We start from the raw sequence: 18,249 nt of genomic DNA, 5'->3' as shown, positions 1-18,249 counted from the left end.
CGTCGTGGTACCCGAAAAACCTTTCTCGACCCTGAAAAAAATCCCTGCTGACTTCTCTCTATCTGCCGTTATTGTTGGACTCATCGCCACGATGGTTTCCTATGCGGGACCATTGCTAATCGTCTTTCAAGCAGCCAAGGGTGCAGGACTCAGTGATGCTGTCCTCGCTTCTTGGATTTGGGCCATCTCGATTGGGAGCGGCTTGACGTGCATTGTGCTAAGCATCTGGTTTCGCACCCCGGTCATCACGGCTTGGTCGACGCCGGGGGCAGTCCTTTTGGTCACCAGTTTGACCGTATACTCCTTCCCCGACGCGATTGGCGCATATATTTTTTCAGCCGTAGTCATTACGCTTGTCGGCGTTTCCGGTTTGTTTTCCGTCTTGATGAAATACGTCCCGCAGTCGATTACGACCGCCATGCTCGCGGGGATTCTCCTGTCTTTTGGCGTAGAAGTCTTTGTTTCCATGCAGCACCTGCCTGCCTTGGCTCTGCCGATGATCTTTTGCTATTTATTCGCAAAACGCTGGTCTCCGCGGTATGCTGTCGTGCTTACACTTTTGGTCGGCTTGGGTGTCGCCTTTCTTTTGGGGCGTTTGCAAATGGACAATGTTCAGATGTCCCTTGTCCAGCCTGTCTTTACGATGCCGACGTTTTCTCTCGATGCGATCATCGGCTTGGGAATTCCATTGTGCATCGTTGCGCTCGCCTCTCAGAACGCCCCAGGAATTAGCGTTTTAAAAGCAGACGGGTACGATACACCTGCTGGACCGCTCGTAACGACTACTGGCATCGCGTCGCTGTTGCTCGCTCCTTTTGGTTCACCGGGAATCAATCTGGCAGCGATTACGGCGGCCATTTGCACAGGAAAAGAAGCTCATCCGGATCATACCAAGCGCTACATTGCCGGGATTGCCTGCGGAGGTTTTTACTTAATCTTCGGGATGTTTGGGGCTACGATGGCTTCGGTATTCGCTGCCTTGCCCAAAGAATTGATCGCCGTCATTGCGGGCTTGGCGCTATTTGCCTCACTCAGTTCCAGCCTCGCACAGGCGATGGCAGAAGCGAAGGAACGGGAATGCGCCTTGGTTACGTTTCTCGTCACGATTTCCGGCATCTCCATTGGCGGAATCGGCGCTGCCTTCTGGGGCTTGATTGCAGGGGTGATCACCCATCTGATTTTGAATGGCAACGTGAAAAGCTGGTTGGGGAAAAAGAATAATAAGCAGCCGTTGGCATAGCTGCCTGAACGTGAGGATAGAGTCCCGTGAGAAGATGGTTGGGTATCATCACTCTTTCAGCTTTCCTTTTAACGATCGGCTCTGCTTGCACGACGAAGGAGTCTACACACTCCTCAATGGCGGGAGATACGATCAAGCTGTACCGCATCGTAGGTTTCAACCTGATAAAGATAAAGAGATCGCTCTGATTGCGGACCATAAGTAGACTGAAATTCCAGAAGGCGAGTATCTTCTGTTTCTCAACGGTGGTTATGATGAAGAAGTTGGTCACGTGAGATGGTTTCCAAATACCCCCAACCAGTTATTTAAGGCGACAGGTGGGGACAGCGACACCGCGTATAAGAACGTGTTTGTGTCAGACAAGATTCCCTCTATTACGGAAGAGGATGTACTGGATGCAATTTAAGAAACGGCTCCTCGAATGAATCTGAGGAGCCGTTTGGTATGTTCCCTGAAACTAGCGGTAAAACCCTTGTTCCTCGGCGTAATTTCCCCAATGCGGGCGACTGCCGTCTCGATCCGTGAAGGGGTACTCGTCCGACAAGCCCCATGTACTGAGCGTTTTCCCTGTTTTTTCTGCGACAGCCGGGTCCGATGCCAGCGCAACCACCGCTCGACCGATATACGCGGGTGTTTCCGACATGAGGAAGTGCTTATCTTGCTTCGCTGCCTCTCTCCACGTCTCTTCTGTCACGCCAAAATGATCGAGCATCGCTTCTGAGCGCAGGAAGCCTGGTGTTAAAGCCAACGCGGTAACCCCGTGTGGGCGCAGGTCCTCTGCCATCGACACCGCTAAATGAATTGCCGAGATTTTTGCCAAGCTGTAGTACAGATTGCCGCGGTACCGATAGTTGATTCCGTCGGTTATCTCGACGATCAACCCTTTTTTCTGCGCCACCATGAGTGGAACCGCATAGTGACTGGTGATCATATGCGTACGAATGGCGCGCTCTTGCATCAATAGGCCGTCTGCCAATGGCTGCTCCCAAAACGGCGTCCCCCAGTGAGTCAACGGATCTCCGCCCCAGATGTCATTGACCAAAAGATCGAGTTGACCATTTTGCTCCGCTTTTACACGCTCAAAGAACGCTTTTACCTCATCTTCCTGCGTATGATCGACTCGAACAGCGATCCCGTTTCCGCCGCTTGCCGTCACGAGTTCTGCTGTCTCTTCAATCGTCTCCTGTCGTGCCATATCAGAGTGTTGACCACGCACCGTGCGTCCCGTCACATATACCGTCGCCCCTGCTTCTCCCAGACTGACCGCAATCACCCGTCCTGCTCCTCTTGTGCCGCCTGCTACCACCGCAACTTTGCCTTGTAATGGTTTCATTCGTCATGCCTCCTCATCGATTCATGCATCAAGGATAACGGAGTAAATATGACAACCGCTGTCATATTCGTTACGATACAATCAAAGTAATGTTGTTCTTACTCTAGGAGGGCTTTTTATGCGGGCAGATCGACTCCTTACGATCCTGTTACTCTTGCAAAACCACGGTCGCATGACATCCAAGCAATTAGCAGCAAGGCTGGAGGTGTCCGAGCGAACTGTTCACCGTGATATGGAAGCTTTGAGTGCGTCAGGTGTTCCCGTCTATGCGCTTCGCGGTGCAGATGGGGGCTGGGCTTTGGCAGAAGGGTATCGCAGTAATTTGACCGGAATGAAAATAGATGAGCTGCAATCACTGCTTGTAGCGTCCCCCGCTGCTTTGTTGAATGATCTCGGGCTGCATGAAAACTATGAAGCTGCATTTCTCAAGCTGCTGTCCGCACTGCCAAAACCTATTCAGCAGGATGCCATCCACGTACGCCAGCTCCTGCATATCGATGGGGCTGGCTGGCACGAATCGACAGAGACGTTTCCTTTCTTGTCAGTGGTTCAAGATGCCGTATGGTTTTCCCGCAAGCTGTTCATTCGTTACATGCGCGAGGATGTGGTCGTAGAGCGAATTGTCTGCCCGCTCGGACTCGTCGCCAAGCGCAGCATTTGGTATTTGGTCGCACAAGTGGACGAGGACATGCGGACGTACCGGATTTCACGACTGTTGGATGCACATCTGTTAGACGATGGCTTCATCCGCCCAAGTGAGTTCGACCTCGCTTCCTATTGGGAACAATCCACCTTGGACTTCAAATCCAGCCTCCCGCGTTATCCTGCGCGGTTACTCGTCAAAAAAGGGACGTTGCCTGCCGTAAAACAGGAGCGTTATATAAAAATAGCTTCCACCCAAGCCGCAACAGACGACTGGATGGAAGCAGAGGTTGAATTTCACACACTTGCGTCAGCATGCTCGCTAGTGCTCAGCTTCGGCCCGCACATTCAAGTGCTGGAGCCGCAAGAGCTGAAACATGAGGTCATAGCGCAGGCGCATGCTATACTTGGCCAGTACGAGGACCAGAATTAGCAAGGACTTTTGTTTCTCGTCCGTACATGAGCAGTACGATTGCTCCCACGATCAGCACCGCGGTAAATACACTAAAAATGAACGTGTAGCTGTAATGATGTGACGAGTAGTAACCGACGAGATACGGCGCGATAATACTGCCGATTCTTCCGACACCGGATGCCATACCAGAACCCGTAGCGCGCAGCGGTGTTGGATAATTTTCCGGCGTGTATGCGTACAAAGCACCCCAAGCCCCCAGATTAAAGAAGGACAAGAAGGCTCCTGTCACCAACAGCTCCATGGTGCCACTGCTTTGTCCAAAAGCGAAGGCCATCACCCCGGTCATGAACAAGAAGGTCGCCAGCGTCCATTTCCGTCCCCATTTTTCCACGAGATAGGCTGCCGCGAAATAGCCTGGCAGTTGGGCCAACGTCATGATCAGTACGTACTGGAAGCTTTTGATCATCGTAAAGCCTTTGTCGACCAAAACAGATGGCATCCATAAAAACATGCCGTAGTACGAGAAAGCAATCGCAAACCAGACGACCCACAGCGTAATCGTCTCTGTGCGATGGGACGTTAACAGCTTTCCAACCGGAATCTTTTCCTCCTGCTTTTGAAACTGCGGAGATTCAGGAATGCTCCTCCGCGCGAACCAGGCGTACACGACGGGCAACGCCCCGATCATGACAGCCACGCGCCAGCCGTAGTCCGGAATGATGAAATACGATATGACGGCTGCCGCGATCCAACCGACCGCCCAAAAGCTCTCCAGCAGCACAACCGTACTTCCTCGCTTCTCCGGTGGCGCAAATTCGTTTACCAGCGTCGAGGCTACCGGCAGCTCGGCACCCAAACCGAGTCCCATCAGGAAGCGGAACAGCAGCATGGTCGCAAAACCAGTTGCGAAAGCGCTCGCAAAGCTCGCCAAGCCAAACAAGATCAAAGTCAGCAAAAACACTGGTTTGCGGCCAATCCGGTCAGCCAAATAACCACCTGCAATCGCCCCAATCGCCATGCCGACGAGATTGCCCGTCCCGAGCAACCCGGCCTCTTCCCCCGTCAAACCCCATTCTTGTCGTAATGCCACCATAATAAAAGATAAAAGTGCAACATCCATGGCATCGAACATCCAGCCAAAACCGGCTGCCCAAAAAACTTTTTTGTAAGGCTTTGACATTCTCGTTCCCTGCTTTCCTTTCTTTTGCGCATGGTATTCACGCCTAGTTATCATTTCGCTTTTCCGTCCAATATCCTGCTCGCGGAAAAAAGTTCGACTATTGTGATAGTAGGCTTTCCCAAGAAGCTCTATTCTAACCAAACCACACTGAAAAGGCAGTCCAAGGGATTCTTGTTCTTATTGAGGAAGCCGCTGAATGAATCTGTTCATGAGCAAAGAAAGAGAGATCAAGATGGGAGGGTCGTCCGGATGAGGCACATGAAGAGTAACTTGCTGATGAGGGACGATCATAGTTGGTGTGACAATGATCGGTTTCTTGGAACGTGTACGCAAGGTCTCGTACGGCAAGAGAAAATCCATCGCCTGCATGCCCCAGGCAACAGACGTCGCCATCAAGTAATACGTGCCTGGCCTGACATTGGTAAAACAAAAATTGCCTAGCGAGGGCAGCAATGTTCCGTATAAAGGAAGACCTTCCGGAATCGGCTTGGCAAACAATCCAATCAAAATGACGCCTTGAAAAGGCTCTGTGGACTCGATTGTCCCTGCAATGGTCATCGGTCGCTCGGGGGCAGGATGTAACCGAGTCCACTCTGTCAACTGCTGCAAGGAACGTAGGCGGTCTTCCGCTAACTGGGCCGTTTCCCGAAATTCGCTAGGCGAAACTCCGACACGCTCCGTAAAACGGGTAGAGAACGTACCTAGACTCTGCTGGCCAATTTCCAGACCAATGTCGCGGACACTCATGTTCGTGCGCAGCAGTAAATCTTTTGCCCGTTGGAGTCGCATGGTCGATACGTAATAAAGAGGTGGGAGACCGATTCTTTCTTTAAAAATCCGCGCAAAATGATACTGACTATACGCAACATGATTCGCCAACCGGGAAAGTGGCAACGGCTCGTCTAAATGCCGATGTATATAAGCGATCACTTCGTCAATTTCAGTATACCTGTCCATCAATCGAACTGCTCCCTCCCTCTTCTGCACAGCAAAATACAGAACATCTGTTCTGAAATAAAATTTACCATATTTTTCTGACCGATGGAAGAAGTAAATTGCAGGAGTTACGCTTTCGTTTTCTGCAAACGGATTTCGTTTAGAAACGCTTGCATCGTGTTCGTTACAAAGGAATCTTTTCGACGAATAAAAACGGTTGTCACCTCATGATAAGGCTCCGGGATGCGATGAATATGAACCGTTCCACTCTCGACCAAGTGATGTACGGCCGACTTCGGCAAAATGGTAATGCCGATCCCCGCTGCTACGCCCCCGATAATGGTCTCAAACGTACCGAACTCCATCACTTTTTTGGGAATCAAGCCCTCAACCTTCATCCAGGTCTCTAACCGCTCTCGATACCCGCACCCCTTTTTGTAGAGCAAAAGAGCTTTTCCTGTGATATCACTGGCAGTGAAGGAACTGTTTTTCGTTACTAACACCAGCTCCTCTTGAAACACTTGCTCCTGCTCGATCAAAGGATGGTTGATCGGCCCACTCACGAACGCTCCATCCAGCGCGAGATCCAATACCTTCTGCAGCAATTGCTCTGTCACGCCTGCCTTCAAGGAAATATCCACATGCGGATACTGGCTGCAATACGAGGATAGCAACCTCGGAAGGGCATTGATCGTCTCGACCATCCCCACCTCCAGCACTCCAGACGGCTCGGAAGCTCGATGGAAGTACTTTTGCATTTCTTCGAATTTGGCAATGATCTCCCGCGAATATTCGAGCAGGCGCTTCCCTTCTGTATTTAAGGTCATGCCTCGCTTGTTGCGATAAAACAAAGGTGTCCCCAGCTCTTTTTCGAGCAGCTTGATCCGTGCTGTCACATTCGACTGAACGTAGCTCAGCTCGGCTGCGGTCTTGCTCACGCTGCCCAATGTGGCGACCATCTGGAATATTTTCAAATCATTGATCTCCACGTTTCTCTCCCTCTTTTCATCTATCACTGAAAATGATACATAAAGTTATTATCAATCATTATACTAACATATTTCCATCCAGTATGATGTGGTAAGTCAACATCTAAGAGGAAGTTCAAAAAAAGGGAGAAATCGCATAATGAACAAGCAACTACTTTTGGGGTCTATTTTCTGCATGGTCGCCAGTATGTCATGGGGGGCGATGTTTCCGGTTGCGCACATCGCACTGCAAGAGATCGATCCATTTTACTTCTCATTTCTTCGCTATTTTTTCGTAACAGTCATTTTGTGCGGTTTGCTCTGGGCAAAAGAAGGCTTGTCTGCTTTTCGTTTTGAGGGCCGCGGGAAGTCTCTGCTGTTTTTTGGAACAATGGCGTTTACCGTCTACAATATGGGAGTATTTCTCGGGCAGGATTTGATGGGAGAGCCGGGCACGATTGCCGCATCCATTATGGAAGTGCTCATGCCGATGATCTCGATTGTACTTTTGTCCATTACCACTAGAAAGCTGCCGCCGTACTATACCTTGGCGACGATTCTGGTTGCTTTGGTCGGCGCTGTCCTTGTAATTACCAATGGCAATCTTACCTTCTTTACTACAGCAAGTGAGCATTTGATCCCGTTGTTCTTCATTTTCATCGGCGTTGTGGGTTGGGTTGTCTACTCGATCGGCGGCGGGCGTTTTAACACGTGGTCTACACTTCGCTACTCCACGTTGACGTGTCTCTTGGGAACAGGAGTGAATTTCGTGATTGTCACGACTTCCTCCCTCTTTCAATGGCTTCCGGTTCCTACTGTCGAAACGGTGATGTCCATCAAATATGAAATGGCGTTCATGGTTCTTTTACCCGGCTTTGTCGCTCTTTTGAGCTGGAATGCAGGCATTAAGCTGCTCTCTCCGCTCAACGGCATTTTGTTTATCAACCTGGTTCCGATCACGACCTTTGCCATGATGGCGTTTCAAGGATACGAGATCAGCCGTTACGAATTGTGCGGCACCTTGCTCGTGATCCTGGCCCTGATCGGGAACAACCACTTCCAAAGAAAGCAACTGCCATACCGTTCAATCGCCAAGCAACAGCCAAGTGGAAGAAAAGTTCCGTCCATGTAGTCTAAAAAAGTAAGGATAGAAATTCAGGAAGCCCTGAATCTCTATCCTTTTTTATATCGATAGTCGCCGCTCCCCTTGCGTGACAAGCATACAATTTTAACAGAAGTGATCCGAATATTGTCCGACTAGTACCTTCGTCGTTTCAATCCAGAGCTTCCGTTGCAAAATCGTCGGACCCAGCCTTCTTTCCATAAACCGCAGCATAGGCTCGTTGTCATGCTCGACAAAACACATGCCAAAGGGAAACGTCGGCTGCGCGTGTTCAATGGTTTTCATCAAAAGCGTAATTCCTCTTGCCTGCTTCTGATACTTCTCCTGGACAAACATCGTTTTGTACAAAAGCAGATTACCGGCCATTCGCTGTACGATCACCCAGCCAATGACTTTCCCTTGATAGCGCAAGCCTGTACTGTATTCGGGATCGAATTTTCCTTCTTCAAAAAACGGAGACAACAGTGACGGGTACCATTGGCCTTCCCCTTGCTCAATTTCCAGTCGCTCTGCTGGCGTCAGGTCTTTCCAGGGAAAAAGGGTAAAACCTTCGGGGAGAGCCAGCCTCTGCACCCACTGGCATTCACCCAACCGCATCGAGCCGAGTGTGTACAAATAGGTTTTCACCTTCGGCAACTGCCAGTCTTCCCTGATCGCAATTTTGGAGAGCCATGGAAAATCTTGCGCTTTGATGAAGCCTGCAAACTGTCCATCGCTGATGCCTTGTTCTCTCATTTTTTGCTCAGCATGCCACAACAACTTCATGCCTATTCCCCGCCGTTGATGCCCCTCTGCTACCACAAGCTCGATGATCTTGGCCTGTCCTTCGTTTACAGCGGATCGCCCCAACACGATGCCCGCAGGCTGATTGTTGTTAGAAGCCCCAAATCCCCAAACAGATGAGCCGTTGATCTGGTCCAGCCACTCCATGTGCTTGGGGTGCACCAACGATTTATACGCCCGTGCAGTGCTAGCAGTCAGTTCCTCTAGTTGCAATGTTCGTACCTCCTCGATGGACTTTGGCTTTCTCATTGCTTGGGTTTTACTGGTGCTGTTGCTGTACCTTGTATGAGGTTCCCGGCCTTATCCCTTATAAAGCCTGGTTCAAAGGAAACCTTGCTCTGTTCCGTGATGAGGGGCCCGAACGTGTTGTAGAACGTATCATTGAACGTTACGCGAATGGTGTTTCCTGACACCTGGAATTTGGCATACCCCGTCACTTCTCTCTTGTCGTCAAAATTCCCGGAAGGTGAGAATAACAACCGCAAATTGGGATTTGGGTCATTGCGAAGTGGCTCTGACGCCGACAATGTATAGGTTGCTCCCTCTTCAGTAACGTCTGGGGACAATTGTGGGTTTGTAGCATCAAACCCGACACCGATCTCTTCTGTATCCAGCAAATCTTGGCCGCGATACAGTTTGAACAATGCATAAGAGTTGTCATCTTCTGTAACCGCTGGTTTGGCCTTAAACGTCACTCCATAGTCTCCATGGGTCATTTCCAGTAAAGACTCGTCGACTTCGACGGTGATGTACTCCTTTTCGTTGATTACAAAACGATCCAACTGCTTGTCATAGTTGTACGAGAGAGGCTGGTTTTTGACAGATACCTCCAGATATTCGCTCAATGCCCTTTTGTCCATTGCCGGCTCCCATTTGTCGCCAATCGTAACTTGACGGTTCTGGGTCGGAGCAATTGGCAGCTCGATCTTTGCATCTGGCAAACGATCTACGCGTGGATTGTTGAACAACATTTGTGCTTTTTCTACATACGACATCCAGTGTGTTTTTTCTGGACCTTCACGCAGAAGCTCGACCTTGGAATAGGCTGCATCAATCATTTCCTGCGTGACCTTAGGCCTTAGTTCGATCATATCATTCGTTGTAAAAAGTCCCTCAACTGCTCGCTTCACTTCCTCCGGGAGATTATTCCCTAGATCAAATAGCTCCTGTGCTTTTTGGATGTCTGCCAACAGCAATACCTTTGCCTCCGAACCATCCTTTAGCTTATCAACTTTTGCCTTCGCTGCATCGATTGTGCTTTGTGTCACTTCCGGTTTTAGCGCATTATGGTTTTCATCGGTGAACAGGTCGCGAACGGCTTTTTTGGCTTCAACTAGCAGCAAGTCGTCATATTGGTCCTGTGCCTTCTCGATATCGGCAAGCAGACCAGGCTTTTCCTGCACGCTATTATCCAGACCTTCGACCAGCTTCTTGGCATCATCGATCTGTTTCTGGGTCGTTCCTTCCCGCAGCTCCTCTTTCTTCCCATCCGTAAACAGCTCTTCGACAGCTCTCTTCGCTTTTAGCAGAGCCGGGATCGGTGGAGGATCGCTTGGGGATGGAATCACAATGACGGGGTCTCTGAAATGGATGGAAAAACTGTCACTTGTGACATCTTTCTGTGCGCGCTTGATGTTTCGCTTGTCGATCGTGAAGCTGACCTCTTTCACAGTGTCCGCGACTGTATGCTTTCTGGCTTGTCCCGTAAACCAAATCGTGAGCTCGTCGTCGCTCTCTTGTTTGACCTCAATATCCAGTCCGTCAGGCAGATTATGTATTTCGATATCATCGGCAGAAAGTTCACCAAGGAACTTGCCATTAGACAGCTTGAGCGTTTGTTTTGCCGTGATGCTGCCATCATTTGCTCCTGCCTCTTCTATCACCGTCTCGCTGACGGAAAGCGCGGGCAAATCAGGCAACTCGGCTCCATCTACGGCGATCTCAAAGACGGCTTCTGCATCGTCCATTTTTGCCGTAATTTCTACCAATCCTTCGTTTTTGGCTGTTACCTTGCCCTCGATGTTGACGAAGGCAATTCGTCTATTGCTAGAGCTCCACAGCAGCTCCCGTCCAGTAACGATGCGATCATTTTCATCGAATGCAACGGCGATTAGCATCAACGATTTATCTGTATGATCTTTGGTAGATAGCTGGGCATCCTCTGCGACCGTTACCAGCTCGATCCGCTCTGCTTTTGTCCCTCTTTCGGCAATGACGAATGGCTCAAATTCCGCTTCTTCACCGTCATACTGCAAGCGCAGGGAAACCGTCTGTTCTTTTTTCGCGGCACGAATCGGTGAAAAACTGAGCAATACAAGCTGCTCTTTCTCTAGCCAAATAAAGTTTTTGATTTTGATCCGTGTAGGATTTCGATCATCTATGGCGGCCGTCAAACGGAAATTCTTTGCAGCAGGTGCCTTGTCTGGAGCATTCTCCAATCGATAGGCAATAAATCCATTCGTCGCTGTGTGCCCCTCTGACTCTAGCAAGGACTCCTTTGACTGGTTATCTTCTTCTACTGCTTCCTCTGAAGCCTCTCGGACTTCCTCATCCATTTGCTCTTCTGTTACTGATGCGCTGGCTGTCCCGATTGTCTGGATTTCTTTAATCGGATAGGAAACTGCTGCATAGGCATTGCCGACAAAAGAAAGCAAAAAACCCGTGGATACAACCGCTGTTAGGATTGTTTTAGCTTTTGGCTGCTGTTTGCCCATATGTAAATACCCCCTCTTTTTCTTTTGTATGACAAAATCATGCAAACTAATGCTATCAGAGGAGGAAATGAAAAAAACCTAACAAAAGTTAGGTTTTTTGACGTTCTTTTTTAGACGAGTAACAGATCGACAAAAGATGCTTGATCCAGCTTTCCGAAAAACTCCTGAAGATTGATGTCGGCGAGTCGCTCACTGATGGACGAGCGATCGTACGGCGTATCTCGCAACACCGCTTCAAGCTCCGCTACATCACGTACACCGAAGAAATCTCCGTATATCTTTACTTCTTTCATTTTGCCTTTTTCAATATCAAGCTGGATCTCCACGGTGCCGATATCGAAACGTTTCGATTGACGGTAATTGCTTTTCGGTGACTTGCCGTAGTTCCACTCCCAAGTCTGGTAACGGGAACGGGAAAGCTCGTGAATGTTCTCCCAATCCTTTTCACTCAGCTTGTATTCTTCGATCTCCCCTTCTCCAAAAATCGAACGGAGAATCGCCAGACGGAACTCTTCAATAGTCATCTTCGTCTCCAAAAACTCCGAGATGTTGGCGACACGGCTGCGAATCGATTTGATCCCTTTGGACTGGATCTTCTCTGCGTTTACCTTCAGCGCAGATACGACATTTTCCATCTCCGAATCAAAAAGGAGCGTGCCGTGGCTGAACATGCGTCCTTTGGTCGAATACTGCGCGTTGCCAGAAATTTTCCGTTCCCCGACCTGTATGTCATTTCGTCCTGTCAGCTCTGCTTCTACCCCTAATGTTTTCAAGGCTTGTACCACAGGCGCCGTGAATTTGCGGAAATTGTGGAAGGACTCACCGTCATCATTCGTAATAAAGCTGAAGTTGAGATTGCCCAGATCGTGATAAACAGCGCCGCCTCCAGACAGTCTCCGAACGACATGAATATGATTTTCCTCTACATAAGTTGCATTAATCTCCTCAATAGTGTTTTGGTTTTTTCCGATAATAATAGAAGGTTCATTGATATAAAACAGCAAGTAGTCGTCACTATTGGGCAAATGCTTCAGGGCGTACTCCTCAATCGCCAAATTGATGCGGGGATCTGTAATCCCTTGATTATCGATGAATTTCATGAGATAGCCTCCATCCGTAAACGTTCTATCTTCCTAATCATACCATTTCCTGCTTGTCTGTACTGTTTTCGAATCTGCTCATGTTAAGAAGCATTGTTTCCTAATCTAATATTTTTTGTTGATTTACTGAAAATCCTCTATAAATACGTTTCCATATTGTCGATAATTGACGTAATCTAGGGGCAATCATCTTGGTGTTTTCTTTTTTAGATAAAATACTATGGATCAACGAGGTGTTCTTTATGAAAACAGCCAAGTTCTCCCGTTCAAGATCTCTTCGAACCAAGCTCGTCCTGCTATGTCTCCTGCTATTGGCGCTTCCTTGCCTTAACATCGGAATTCAGGGCTATTATTCTGCGAGCTACAGCTTGGACGACTTGGGCAGCCGCATCTTAAAAAACAACGTGAACTTGACGATTGAAATGATTGATGTTCTCCAGAAACAGGTCGAAGCTGGAAAAATCAGCAAAGAAGATGCACAAGAGCAAGTAAAACTTCACATCCTCGGCCCCAAGCAGTCGGATGGAACCCGCTCGATTAACAAAAATGTCGATTCCGGTGCCAGTGGATACATGTTCGTTCTGGATGAGAAAGGTGTCATGCTCGCCTCTCCTACCATTGAGGGGAAGAATCAGTGGGATGCAAAAGATCCTGACGGTATCTTTTTTACCCAAGAAATGATTAAGCGCGGTCAGGAAGGTGGCGGCTTTACATACTATCAGTGGTCGAAGCCAGCGGAGCCAGATGTTCTCTATCCGAAAATCGCCTATTCCAAGCTAGACCCTCACTGGGGATGGATCGTTAGCGCAAGCAGCTACATGGAAGACTTCAATGCCGCTGCTGAAAGTGTACTGTCTGATTTAATGATCGTGCTGGGAATCTCCTTGATCGTCGGATTCGTCGTCTCGTGGTATGCCTCCGGGTTCATTTCCAGACCTATTGCCCTGGTTGCCGAGCGCGTGAAAGAAATTGCCGGTGGTGATCTGTCCGGGAAAGACATCGTCGTAAAAAACCGTGATGAAATCGGACAATTGGTCCATGACGTGACCCATATGACAGAGAATTTGCGCGAGCTCATCTCTCGTGTCCGCACCAGCTCTCTGCATGTCGCTTCTACCTCTGAGGAGTTGACGGCGAGTGCAGAACAGACGAGTAAGGCAACCGAGCAAATTGCCGTCACGATGCAAGAGATCGCCGTTGGAGCAGAAGATCAGTCCAAAACGATCGATGGAACGGTCAAGACGATCAACGACATGTCCTCGAGTTTGCAACAAATTGCGTCCAGTTCCGAACAAGTCTCTTTGACAGTCGATACAACGAACATGCTGGTCTCAAACGGCAATGAAGCAATTGTCGGTGCCATCGCTCAAATGAATTCCATCAACACAACTGTCCAAGAGCTGGCAGAATCAATCAAAATGCTTGGTCACCGCTCTTCGGAGATCAGCAATATTGTCGAGGTCATCACCTCGATTGCCGAACAAACGAACCTGTTGGCGCTAAATGCTGCAATCGAAGCGGCCCGTGCTGGAGAGCATGGACGTGGATTTGCTGTCGTCGCCAATGAAGTACGTATCTTGGCTGAGCAATCAGCAAAATCTACCCAGCAGATTAAAGACCTCATTAGCGCGATTCAGGTCGATACAAACAAAGCCGTATACGTAATGCAGACGACGACTTCTGAGGTTTCGGCTGGAATCGAAGTCGTACATGAAGCCAGCAAGGCCTTCCAGGAAATTTTGTCTGGAACGACAGAAGTAGCACGTCAGATTCAGCAAGTTACCACTGCTACTCATCACATGACAACCGGAGCAGAACAAGCCGTCCATTCCATTGAAGCGATTGCCACGACTGCGGAGACAACGGCTTTCGGAACACAGAACATTTCCGCTGCCGCTGAACAGCAATTAGCCTCTATGGAGGAAATTTCGTCCTCTGCTGCTTCCTTGTCAAAAATGGCGGACGAGCTGCATGAATCGATTCAACAGTTTAAGGTGTAACCATAAACACTCAAACGAAAAAAGGCTGCGTTTGCTAGTCACCTTTGACCTCGCAAACGCAGCCTTTTCCTCTCCCTATCAGCCTATTTAAACTCGAGGCGGTTGCTCTGCTTCCCACGTAATCGAAATCGTCGTCCCCTGCCCGACAGCTGTTTTCACTTCGATTGAACCACCAAACGCTTCCACCAATGCTTTTGTAATGACCATCCCAAGTCCAGAGCCTTCCGTCCGAGACTCGGTGTCTGTGCCACGATAATACCTCTCGAAAAGCCGATCTGCTGTTTCTTCATCCATCCCGCTACCATTGTCGCTAAAAATGAGCAAAGCTGTAGCTGGCTCGAGTGCCTGTACGCTGATGGACACAATCGTACCGCTCTCGTTATGAATCAAGGCATTGGCAACCAGATTATCCACGATACGCTGAAACCAAGGCTTGTAGACGAGCATGTAAACAGGTTCGACAGAGGGGGTAAACCGGATGCAGCCTTCCGGGTACAATGGATGTTTTGCTGCTTCCGTAATGGCATTAGCTGTGCAAACATTCAAGTCAACGAGCTCGACTGTAGGGGCACCTTGTCCGTTCCGCAATCGATACGTCAGCGCCAAATCGTTAATCAAGTCTTCCATATACGCTGACTTGTCCAAAATAATGTTGGCGAAAGCATGTACTTCTTCTGTCGTCCACGTATACTCGGCATTTCCTAACAGATGCGCGTACCCTTTGACAGAGGAAAGCGGCGTTTTCAGATCATGGGAAACGCCTGCGATCCACTCATTTCTCAATTGCTCCGTTTCTTGGCGAAGCTTTTCGTTGCGGTAAAGCGTTTGCGACAAGGAGTCCATCGAATCGATTACATCTTGGTAGATACGGTATTTTCGCTTTCTCTTCCCTCGCTTGTCTTGGCTGAGCGGAACACCTTCCGCATTGGCAGGCTCCTCGTACTTTCCTCCACGCAAAAAGGTCAGCCACCTTAATACGTGAACAATCGGTGCACCAAATCGCTGTCCGAACAAGTAGGACACAATCCCGAAGACGAGCATCGCCGACAAGAGCAACATGCCCATCCCGATAAAAAGGGCCTTACTTTCCGGTGTCAAAAGCGGCTCTTCCCCAGGAGTCGTTCCTGGCAACGGATAACTGAGTACCCATGTTTGGCCGCTTTTTTGATCATAATGCGATACGATTGTTGCTCCGTAGCGATCCGGGTATACCGAGCGCAGCGCCAGTTCTTCCACGGTGAAATCCTTGATCGCTTTTGCAGGCTTATTAAAGGAAGCCAGCTCTGCTCCTTTCGGGTCCAGGAGCTGCACCCAACCCGCTTTACTCTTCAATTGATTTTGGATACTTGGCGGAAGCATGATCTCGCTATTTTTATGATCAGCCTCCTTAATCACCTGTTGCAAGAAATCGTGATCGCGGTTCGTCATGCCATACAACAAGGTGTGTACCACGCCATCTTTTTCCTGTATCCATAACGATAGCTGATAGGGAAACGGGCTTTTACGGAGCCAATAAGCCGTTAATTGGCCAGGACCGTAGTAGCTGGGTACGTCAGGCGGGGTAAAGAAAGAGTCGGTGACATAGCCCTTTTCATCAATCCGCTGAAGCCACCCACCGCTATCTCGCACCTCCTCCAGCAGCTCCGGGTCAAAGCGGACATCCTCTCCCTCTACTTCTATGGTCTGGATCAGCCGCTGCAAGCCGACACTCTCAAATTGACGTGAGGACTGCACTTTTGACATTTCTTCAAGTGTCCAATATAACGTAAACCCGGCTAGCACAAAGAGAATGAGGCCAACCAGCACCAACCACATAACCAGATGGAGGGCGATTCTGCTCTTAATATTCATAAGGAAGGCCCTTTTTCACCAATTTGTACCCGAGTCCCCTGACGTTCACCAAGAACTCTGGCTGCGCTGGATCAGGCTCGATGCGCTCCCGAATCCGGTGGATATGTACCATGATAGTGTTGTCGTCACGTAAGCTATTCACACCCCATACTCGTTCGTACAGCTCGCTTTTCGAAAATATTCGATTCGGATTTTTGCACAAAAATAGCAAGAGTTGAAAAACAAGGGACGGACAAGGAACGGCTTTTCCCTCCACATAGAGCTCCCCTGCAGCTTCATAGACTTGAAAACGTCCAAAATCATAGACCCCTTGAACGGGTGCAATCGGGACAACCGAGTCCGGTTTACGCGTACGACGGAGCAACGCCTTGATGCGCGCGACGATTTCCATCGGGTTAAACGGCTTCGTCACGTAATCATCCCCGCCAACGGCAAATCCGGTTAGCTTGTCAAAATCGGTATCTCTCGCACTCAAGAATAAAATCGGCGCATCCGTCAGACGGCGGATGAATGGACAAGCTTCTGTGCCGCTCATGTTCGGAAGCGTTACGTCCAGGACGATCAGGTCATAGCTTTTGCGTTCGCATGCACAGAGCGCCTCCTCCGATGTTTTCACCTTGTCGATCGAGTGGAATCCTTCTTTGTGCAGTACGGTCTCAAGCAATTGGAGAATAGCTTGCTCATCGTCCACGAGAAGGATAGTTGCATCTTTCACGATCACTTCGCTCCTTTTGCGCTTTTGCGTTATCCTCCATTTTATCATGCGTAGTGTCGGCACGCGTCCGCAACAACCTTAACGGAATCATAATTTTGCCGCGACAGATTTAAGTATCCTGTAAGCCAGCGTTTCATATCTGATAAGAGTGGCTTTCTATAATGAAACTAGCGCGAAGAACAGGATAGGAGTGGCGACATGAAAAAAGTTTGGATTTCACTCGGTGTAGGAGCGATTCTTTTGACAGGATGTGCTGCGCAATCAGAAGCAACCGCAATCCCCTCTACTACTGAATCCCCTACAAAGAAAGAAGAAGGTGGAAAGACGATGACGGTTCAAGCGGAATCTATTGTGCAAGCTCTCCTTCACGGAAAAATAGAGGAGGTCTATGAGCAAACAAGCCCGTCATTCAAACAGCAGGTTTCAAAAGCGCAGTTTGTAGAAGGGTATACTGCTTTTAGCGCGGGGTTGAAGTCGTGGAATCACCATTCCCACACGTCCGTAAACGGCAGCTATTATGGCACCTGGGTGGATCAGGACGCCAAACGGGGCCTTGTCCTTACGATGGATGAAAAAGGGATCATCACAGGCGTTTTATTAAAGCCGCTGCAAAGCTACCCCGACACCGACAATGCTTTGACAAAGCTGGCGTACAGTGCACCGTTTACAGGTGAGTGGTATGTGTTCTGGGGAGGTCAGAATGTCCTTTCGAATTATCACTACGAGGTAGAGAGCCAACGCTATGCATACGATCTGATTCAGGTCAAAGACGGACTATCCTACAAGGGCGATCCTGTGAAAAACGAAAGCTACTTCGCATTCGGGCAAGAAATACACGCCCCCCAGGCTGGAACCGTCGTGCATGTCGTCCATGATATCAAGGATAATGTCCCTGTCGGAGCAATGAACGCACAGCAGCCCGCTGGCAACGTCGTCATTCTCGATCATGGTAACGGAGAATACAGCTACTTCGCCCATCTGAAGGAAGGCTCCGCCAAGGTAAAGGTTGGCGATCGTTTGGAGAAAGGGGATTTGCTTGGGCTATGCGGCAACTCTGGCAATTCCAGCGAGCCTCATCTGCATTATCAGGTCTCTGACGGCAAGGATTTGTTCCATAGCAAATCCATTCGCGTGCAGTGGGAGAACGGATTGAATCCGCGTCAAGGTGACAGCATTCCTGCGAAATAAATAGTGTAGCTGTTAAACAGCGGTAGTCCATCCTTTTGTCTTGTATCCAAAGAGATGGACT

Annotated in this window: 16 protein-coding genes; 7 read left to right on the top strand and 9 right to left on the bottom strand. The window is 49.2% G+C overall.

Annotated elements, in window-relative coordinates; translation table 11 throughout:
• Positions 1–4: 4 nt before the first annotated feature.
• The 3 genes from KB186_RS10390 to KB186_RS28270 all read left to right on the top strand — a co-directional run bounded on the left by KB186_RS10390 (position 5) and on the right by KB186_RS28270 (position 1,646).
• Positions 5–1,240, top strand: coding sequence for a benzoate/H(+) symporter BenE family transporter (locus tag KB186_RS10390; protein WP_173610159.1), 1,236 nt, complete (start codon positions 5–7; stop codon positions 1,238–1,240).
• A gap of 26 nt (positions 1,241–1,266) precedes the next feature.
• Positions 1,267–1,428, top strand: a complete 162-nt coding sequence (locus KB186_RS10385; RefSeq protein WP_217367107.1) for a hypothetical protein — start codon at positions 1,267–1,269, stop codon at positions 1,426–1,428.
• Between the two features lie 83 nt (positions 1,429–1,511).
• Positions 1,512–1,646 (top strand): hypothetical protein, encoded by a 135-nt coding sequence (locus KB186_RS28270; RefSeq protein WP_255675942.1) that lies wholly within the window; start codon positions 1,512–1,514, stop codon positions 1,644–1,646.
• A 51-nt stretch (positions 1,647–1,697) separates the two neighbouring features.
• Here the strand turns inward: KB186_RS28270 and KB186_RS10380 are convergent, their stop codons facing one another.
• The gene (locus KB186_RS10380; protein WP_232773558.1) at positions 1,698–2,573 is read right to left on the bottom strand and encodes an SDR family oxidoreductase; all 876 of its coding nucleotides are present in this window, start codon (positions 2,571–2,573) and stop codon (positions 1,698–1,700) included.
• A 118-nt stretch (positions 2,574–2,691) separates the two neighbouring features.
• On the opposite strand from KB186_RS10380, the gene KB186_RS10375 reads away from it, so the two are divergent.
• On the top strand, positions 2,692–3,648 hold the full coding sequence (locus KB186_RS10375; protein WP_232773557.1) for a helix-turn-helix transcriptional regulator: 957 nt from the start codon (positions 2,692–2,694) through the stop codon (positions 3,646–3,648).
• Here the strand turns inward: KB186_RS10375 and KB186_RS10370 are convergent.
• The 3 genes from KB186_RS10370 to KB186_RS10360 all read right to left on the bottom strand — a co-directional run bounded on the left by KB186_RS10370 (position 3,617) and on the right by KB186_RS10360 (position 6,735).
• Positions 3,617–4,810, bottom strand: coding sequence for an MFS transporter (locus tag KB186_RS10370; protein ID WP_232773556.1), 1,194 nt, complete (start codon positions 4,808–4,810; stop codon positions 3,617–3,619). The genes KB186_RS10375 and KB186_RS10370 overlap by 32 nt on opposite strands.
• A gap of 177 nt (positions 4,811–4,987) precedes the next feature.
• The gene (locus KB186_RS10365; RefSeq protein WP_232773555.1) at positions 4,988–5,767 is read right to left on the bottom strand and encodes a helix-turn-helix domain-containing protein; all 780 of its coding nucleotides are present in this window, start codon (positions 5,765–5,767) and stop codon (positions 4,988–4,990) included.
• Between the two features lie 107 nt (positions 5,768–5,874).
• Positions 5,875–6,735 (bottom strand): LysR family transcriptional regulator, encoded by an 861-nt coding sequence (locus tag KB186_RS10360; protein ID WP_232773554.1) that lies wholly within the window; start codon positions 6,733–6,735, stop codon positions 5,875–5,877.
• A gap of 139 nt (positions 6,736–6,874) precedes the next feature.
• On the opposite strand from KB186_RS10360, the gene KB186_RS10355 reads away from it, so the two are divergent.
• Positions 6,875–7,846, top strand: coding sequence for a DMT family transporter (locus KB186_RS10355; RefSeq protein WP_232773553.1), 972 nt, complete (start codon positions 6,875–6,877; stop codon positions 7,844–7,846).
• Positions 7,847–7,942: 96 nt separating this feature from the next.
• Here the strand turns inward: KB186_RS10355 and KB186_RS10350 are convergent, their stop codons facing one another.
• From KB186_RS10350 to lplA, 3 genes are all read right to left on the bottom strand, one after another.
• Positions 7,943–8,833, bottom strand: coding sequence for a GNAT family N-acetyltransferase (locus tag KB186_RS10350; protein WP_221867953.1), 891 nt, complete (start codon positions 8,831–8,833; stop codon positions 7,943–7,945).
• A 32-nt stretch (positions 8,834–8,865) separates the two neighbouring features.
• Positions 8,866–11,334, bottom strand: coding sequence for a toxin Cry1Ac domain D-VI-related protein (locus KB186_RS10345; protein ID WP_232773552.1), 2,469 nt, complete (start codon positions 11,332–11,334; stop codon positions 8,866–8,868).
• A 110-nt stretch (positions 11,335–11,444) separates the two neighbouring features.
• Positions 11,445–12,434 carry a lipoate--protein ligase gene (lplA, locus tag KB186_RS10340; protein WP_173610150.1) on the bottom strand — a complete coding sequence of 330 codons (990 nt, stop codon included), beginning with the start codon at positions 12,432–12,434 and terminating at the stop codon, positions 11,445–11,447.
• A 242-nt stretch (positions 12,435–12,676) separates the two neighbouring features.
• On the opposite strand from lplA, the gene KB186_RS10335 reads away from it, so the two are divergent.
• Positions 12,677–14,434 (top strand): methyl-accepting chemotaxis protein, encoded by a 1,758-nt coding sequence (locus KB186_RS10335; protein WP_173610149.1) that lies wholly within the window; start codon positions 12,677–12,679, stop codon positions 14,432–14,434.
• An 87-nt stretch (positions 14,435–14,521) separates the two neighbouring features.
• Here KB186_RS10335 and KB186_RS10330 read toward each other — a convergent pair whose 3' ends face one another.
• Both KB186_RS10330 and KB186_RS10325 read right to left on the bottom strand, forming a co-directional pair.
• A complete protein-coding gene (locus KB186_RS10330) occupies positions 14,522–16,285 on the bottom strand; it encodes a sensor histidine kinase (protein ID WP_173610148.1) in 1,764 nt (587 codons plus the stop codon).
• Positions 16,275–17,000, bottom strand: coding sequence for a response regulator transcription factor (locus KB186_RS10325; RefSeq protein WP_232773551.1), 726 nt, complete (start codon positions 16,998–17,000; stop codon positions 16,275–16,277). The genes KB186_RS10330 and KB186_RS10325 overlap by 11 nt, the downstream gene beginning before the upstream one ends.
• A 198-nt stretch (positions 17,001–17,198) precedes the next feature.
• Here KB186_RS10325 and KB186_RS10320 point away from each other — a divergent pair, with 198 nt between their 5' ends.
• Positions 17,199–18,188, top strand: a complete 990-nt coding sequence (locus KB186_RS10320; protein ID WP_232773550.1) for a M23 family metallopeptidase — start codon at positions 17,199–17,201, stop codon at positions 18,186–18,188.
• The last annotated feature ends 61 nt before the right edge of the window (positions 18,189–18,249 follow it).

The organism is Brevibacillus sp. AF8, assembly GCF_021270385.1.
GTDB lineage: Bacteria > Bacillota > Bacilli > Brevibacillales > Brevibacillaceae > Brevibacillus.
The sequence above is the reverse complement of the archived record's forward strand: the minus strand, read 5'-3'. Positions and strand labels throughout refer to the sequence as shown.